Source organism: Candidatus Albibeggiatoa sp. nov. BB20, assembly GCA_016744725.1.
Taxonomy (GTDB): Bacteria; Pseudomonadota; Gammaproteobacteria; order Beggiatoales; family Beggiatoaceae; genus Albibeggiatoa.
Window position 1 is genome coordinate 1 of sequence record JADGDW010000234.1, and the last position, 5138, is coordinate 5138.

The 5138-nt window shown below is 39.5% G+C and carries 5 protein-coding genes; 3 read left to right on the forward strand and 2 right to left on the reverse strand.

Annotated elements, in window-relative coordinates; all coding sequences use genetic code 11:
- Nucleotides 1–398: 398 nt before the first annotated feature.
- The 3 genes from rpsO to ABXH34_RS17720 all read left to right on the forward strand — a co-directional run bounded on the left by rpsO (nucleotide 399) and on the right by ABXH34_RS17720 (nucleotide 3652).
- On the forward strand, nucleotides 399–665 hold the full coding sequence (gene rpsO / locus ABXH34_RS17710; protein WP_353573213.1) for a 30S ribosomal protein S15: 267 nt from the start codon (nucleotides 399–401) through the stop codon (nucleotides 663–665).
- 72 nt (nucleotides 666–737) lie between these two features.
- A complete protein-coding gene (gene pnp, locus ABXH34_RS17715) occupies nucleotides 738–2843 on the forward strand; it encodes a polyribonucleotide nucleotidyltransferase (RefSeq protein ID WP_353573214.1) in 2106 nt (701 codons plus the stop codon).
- A gap of 116 nt (nucleotides 2844–2959) precedes the next feature.
- On the forward strand, nucleotides 2960–3652 hold the full coding sequence (locus tag ABXH34_RS17720; RefSeq protein WP_353573215.1) for a MotA/TolQ/ExbB proton channel family protein: 693 nt from the start codon (nucleotides 2960–2962) through the stop codon (nucleotides 3650–3652).
- Between the two features lie 355 nt (nucleotides 3653–4007).
- Here the strand turns inward: ABXH34_RS17720 and nifX are convergent, their stop codons facing one another.
- Both nifX and ABXH34_RS17730 read right to left on the reverse strand, forming a co-directional pair.
- Complete coding sequence (gene nifX, locus ABXH34_RS17725) at nucleotides 4008–4493, reverse strand: nitrogen fixation protein NifX (RefSeq protein WP_353573216.1); 486 nt, start codon at nucleotides 4491–4493, stop codon at nucleotides 4008–4010.
- Nucleotides 4453–5138 (reverse strand): nitrogenase component 1 (locus ABXH34_RS17730; protein WP_353573217.1); only part of this gene is annotated, 686 nt, incomplete at its 5' end. The genes nifX and ABXH34_RS17730, both read right to left, overlap by 41 nt.

Genomic DNA, 5138 nt, shown 5'->3' on the forward strand with positions numbered 1-5138 from the left:
TGTATTGCAGCTAATAGGATAATATATATGGATAATCTAAATCTGTTTGTTTTTGGTGATTAAAAAAATTAAATTATATTGATTGGGTGGTAATACAGAAGCTAGGTGCTTTGAATTTGCCTGATTCCCATCAGATGAGTGATCCCAAGCATTAATCTTTGTAGGTTCTCTTATATCAGCACTTCATCATTACCGAAGATGGATGAATTACCATTTATCTAAATATTTTGTATTTTCTAAACACCGTCTTAAGTGTTAAATATACAATGCTTCCTGTTTTACATACGAGATAGTGTTTGTTGTTATCAATAAAATGCTTGTTTTATATATAGAACATAGATAAAATGTAGTGTTTATTTTGATATATTTCAGCATGATGTGTGAGGAGACGTAGTTCAATGCTAACAGCAGAACAAACAGCAAAAGTAATTCAAGAATATCAACGCTCTGAAAACGATACAGGTTCGCCAGAAGTACAAGTAGCGTTATTAACTTCAAATATTGAAAGTTTATCAGGCCACTTTAAAGCCCATAAGAAAGACCATCACTCACGTCGTGGTTTAATTCGCATGGTTAATTCCCGTCGTAGTTTATTAGATTATTTAAAAGGTAAAGATGTTGAACGTTATCGGACTTTGATTAGTAAATTAGGTTTACGTCGTTAATTTCAGGTTGGAACAGATTTTGATTTAGTCGCTCAAGTTTAGCGTCAGGTATGAAGGAAAAAGGTATAAATAATGATTCCATATAAGCGTACATTTGAATACGGCCAGCGAGAAATGACCCTAGAAACGGGTGAAATCGCACGCCAGGCCACCAGTGCAGTATTAGTTAGTATGGGTGATACAGTTGTTTTAGTCACAGTTGTTGTAGGTAAAGAATCTAGTAACTCTGACTTTTTTCCTCTGACCGTAGATTATCAAGAGCGAAGTTATGCAGCAGGTAAAATTCCAGCAGGTTTCTTAAGACGTGAAGGTAGATCAACAGAGAAAGAAGTTTTAACCTCTCGTTTAATTGATCGTCCAATTCGTCCTTTATTTGCTGATGGTTTTAATCACGAAGTGCAAATTATTGCCACAGTGATGTCATTAGACCCAGAAGTTGACTCTGATGTACCCGCGCTTATTGGCACGTCTGCCGCGTTAACTATTGCGGGGATACCATTTAATGGGCCTATTGGCGCAGCCCGTGTCGGTTATGATAGCCGCACTGGGGAATACTTATTAAATCCTTCCAAAAAATTACTCCACCACTCTGATTTAGAATTAATTGTAGCCGGTACTAAAAGTGCGGTACTAATGGTTGAATCTGAAGCTCGCCAACTCTCGGAAGAGGTCATGTTAGGGGCTGTGATGTACGGACATGAGCAATTGCAAAACGTCATCATGGCGATTGAGGAAATGGCGAAAGCTGTTCCTATTCCGAAATTTGAGTGGCAACCGCCCGTAAAAAATGAAGCCTTAACTCAGAAGTTAAATGAAGTTGCGGCAAATCGTTTACGTGAAGCGTATAAGGTTCAAGACAAATTAGAACGCCGTGATGTACTGTCTCAACATCGTAAAGACATCGTTGCAGAATTATGTGTAGGCGATGAGCCAGAGTGGGGCGAAAAAGACGTTTTAGACTATGTCGAAAGTTTAGAAAAACAACTCGTGCGTAGCAGTATTTTATCGGGTGAACCTCGTATTGATGGTCGTGATAATGCAACTGTTCGTCCGATTAAAATTCGTGCAGGTTTCTTACCGCGTACTCATGGTTCTGCTTTATTCACTCGTGGTGAAACCCAAGCAGCGGCTGTGATTACGTTAGGTACTGACCGTGATGCACAATTAATTGATGAACTCGGTGATGAACGCCGTGAAGAATTCATGTTGCATTATAATTTCCCTCCTTATTGTGTAGGTGAAACAGGTCGTATTGGTCCGCCTAAGCGTCGTGAAATTGGTCATGGTCGTTTAGCACGTCGCGCATTAGACGCGGTGATGCCTGGTCAGCAACAGTTTCCTTATTCAATTCGTTTAGTTTCTGAAATTACTGAATCTAATGGTTCTAGCTCAATGGCAACTGTATGTGGTGGTAGTTTAGCCCTTATGGATGCGGGTGTGCCGATTCGTGCTCCTGTTGCGGGTATTGCGATGGGTTTGATTAAAGACGGTGATAATTTTGCTATCTTATCTGACATCATGGGTGACGAAGATCATTTAGGTGATATGGATTTTAAAGTAGCGGGTACTCAACGTGGTGTCACTGCTTTACAAATGGACATTAAGATTGATGGTATCACCAGCGACATTATGGGACAGGCCTTAGAGCAAGCCCATGAAGGTCGTTTGCATATTTTACGCATTATGGAAAATACCATTGAACGTCCACGTCCAGAAATGTCACGTCATGCACCGCGTATTGTGACTTTCCGTATCCGTCCTGAAAAAATTCGTGATGTAATTGGTAAAGGTGGTACAACCATCCGCACTATTACTGAAGAAACAGGCACTAGCGTTGACATCAGTGATGACGGTTTAGTGAAGATTGCATCGGTTGATTTTATGGCAGGACAAGAAGCACGTCGCCGTATTGAAGAAATCACAACTGATGTTGAAGTCGGCATGATTTACGAAGGTAAAGTAGTGAAATTAATGGACTTTGGTGCATTTGTTAGCATTTTACCGGGCAAAGATGGTTTAGTACATATTTCACAAATCTCTGAAGAACGTGTCGAAAAAGTCAGTGACAAGTTACGTGAAGGTGAAGTAGTACAAGTTAAAGTATTAGAAATTGATAAACAAGGTCGTATCCGTTTAAGCATGAAAGCGGTAAATGGTACAAGCGGCGGTGTGCGTTAATTTTTTATATATTTAGGGCTGGCAGTCCTTTGAATGATATTAAATAATATTTTAGGATTGCCACTGCTCAAGCTTTATTTAGGGACATCAAGTCCCTTTTTTTATGGGTGAGAGAAATGGATTGGCCAGAATTGATTCAACCGATAATACTTGATTTGCATCGCTTTATTGAGCAATTTAATACAATTGGCTTAAGCATTTTTAGTATTTTACTATTAATGTCCATTTTGACATGGTATTTGATGTTACGTAAAACCTTACAATTATTCAGTATAAATTTGCGTGCTTGGTGGTTTAAACGTCGTTTCTGGAGTCATTTATTAGAAGCTTCTCGTCTCAATCACCATACACACCCTTATGCCTTAGTGGCTCAAGAGGGTATTCGTGCCGCTTTACATCATCAGCAACAATCTCAATCCCATCATGCCGAAACGCTTTGTTCTCAAAGTGAATTTATCAGTCGGGCAATGCAGCAAAGCATTCAAGGTAGTAAAGCACATTTAGAATCAGGTTTAAGTATTTTAGCAACAATAGGCAGCACAGCACCTTTTATTGGTTTGCTAGGTACGGTATTAGGTATTTATGAGGCATTAACTCAAATTGGATTAAGTGGACAGGCCAGTTTAGATACAGTAGCAACCCCCATTGGTGAGGCATTGATTATGACTGCGCTGGGTTTAGCGGTAGCGATTCCCGCTGTGTTGGCTTATAACACCTTGGTGCGATTTAATCGGCGATACTTTCGACAATTAGAATATTTTGCACATGAAGTATTTACTTATTTGAATACAGGGGCACGGTTAGGCTAGGCAAAACTATTTAGGAATAAGAATTAAACAAGTTGGGTAATTCAAGAGCTTATAGTGCTTTAATATGTTAAATGTAAAGTATTTTTTGAATTGTGGATTGCCAAATAGATAAACTTTATTAAATTTCGATTCCTTAACTCTAAATAAAACAGGGCGGCGAAGTTCAATACTGTGAATTTCAAGTAGGCTGATTGTCAGAACTAGGACTCTCAAGATTTAGGGGCAGGATGTCATTTTGAACATCATTTAATCCTGCACATCCCAATTCAAAAGAGCCTAAGCGGTGAGTATTTATGCAATAAAAACAGAGAAATTTGAGTTTTTGATTGAAAACATCAACATTGCTTTGAAAAAATTACTCACTCCAACCTTCTGCTTCCATATCATCAAAACGATCGGTATTTTTAGGTTGTTGACGACGCAGTGCTTTAGCCAGCCATGCGGTAGGGCCTGCACGTAATTCCTCTTGAATATTGTCAATCAATTCAGCGATTTCAGCACCTGCACTGACTTTAATTGGTTGAATCCCTTGCATGGTCAATTGACGAATCGCAGAACCACCTACTGCTTGACAATACACCGCCGCACATCCTTCTAAGGCCGCAATTTTTTCATTCAATTTATTCTCATTGCCGTCTTGTTCTGTTGCCGCGAATTGCACCACTTCTAATAATTCATGCTTATCCATATCCACGCCATACAAGGCGAAGGTCTGTGCAGAACCAAAATGTTGATTCACCTGCTTCATATCAGTGCTGGCGAATGCAAATTTTAACATCGTATTCATGTTCGCCTCCGTATCAGTGCTGAACGCCACGCGCAAGTGTCTGCTCAGACTCATGTCCGTACTCCTCATCAATTTTCTGGGCATACTTGGCATAATAAGGTTTAATTTCATGTTGATCTGGACTGTGCAATACCAAATTTGCTAAATCAAACAAGGTTTGACGACACGCTTTATAACCTATCCAAGTACGTTGATAACCGCCAACATAATCATATTGTGGGAAACTGGCGCGTAAAATCGGTAGCCCTAAACGTTTTGCCGATTCCACCACATGCGAGTTACCAATCAATAATTGGGCTTTTTGTTCTGCTGCGGATTTTTCCAAATCTTCTAAATCACCAATTTTAACTTCGGGTACATCGAGCAATTCTAAAACACCCGTGTGTACATGAGTCGGCGTGATCGCTGTGACAATTTCCGCACCCATGGATTTAAATAGTTGATTAAAACTATATAATTCATCTGGGTCGGCTGCAATTGCTACCCGTAATTGACCTAACATAAAATGCGTATCTAACATTGCATCTTGTAATTGACTGCGTTGACGCTCAAAACGCGCTGGAATTTCTATACCTGATAATTCTTTTAAGGTCATCAAAAATTGGTCAAATGCGTCCATTGTTATCAAAGTTTTAAATCGATAATCAGGCACGGTGGTTTTTTCATGCAGCATATCCGCCGCTTTATCCATTGATGCAC

Bases quoted from the DNA above. Each gene is read 5' to 3' on its own strand.
- rpsO (WP_353573213.1), top strand. From the start codon at position 399: ATGCTAACAGCAGAACAAACAGCAAAAGTAATTCAAGAATATCAACGC.
- pnp (WP_353573214.1), top strand. From the start codon at position 738: ATGATTCCATATAAGCGTACATTTGAATACGGCCAGCGAGAAATGACC.
- ABXH34_RS17720 (WP_353573215.1), top strand. From the start codon at position 2,960: ATGGATTGGCCAGAATTGATTCAACCGATAATACTTGATTTGCATCGC.
- nifX (WP_353573216.1), bottom strand. From the start codon at position 4,493: ATGAGTCTGAGCAGACACTTGCGCGTGGCGTTCAGCACTGATACGGAG.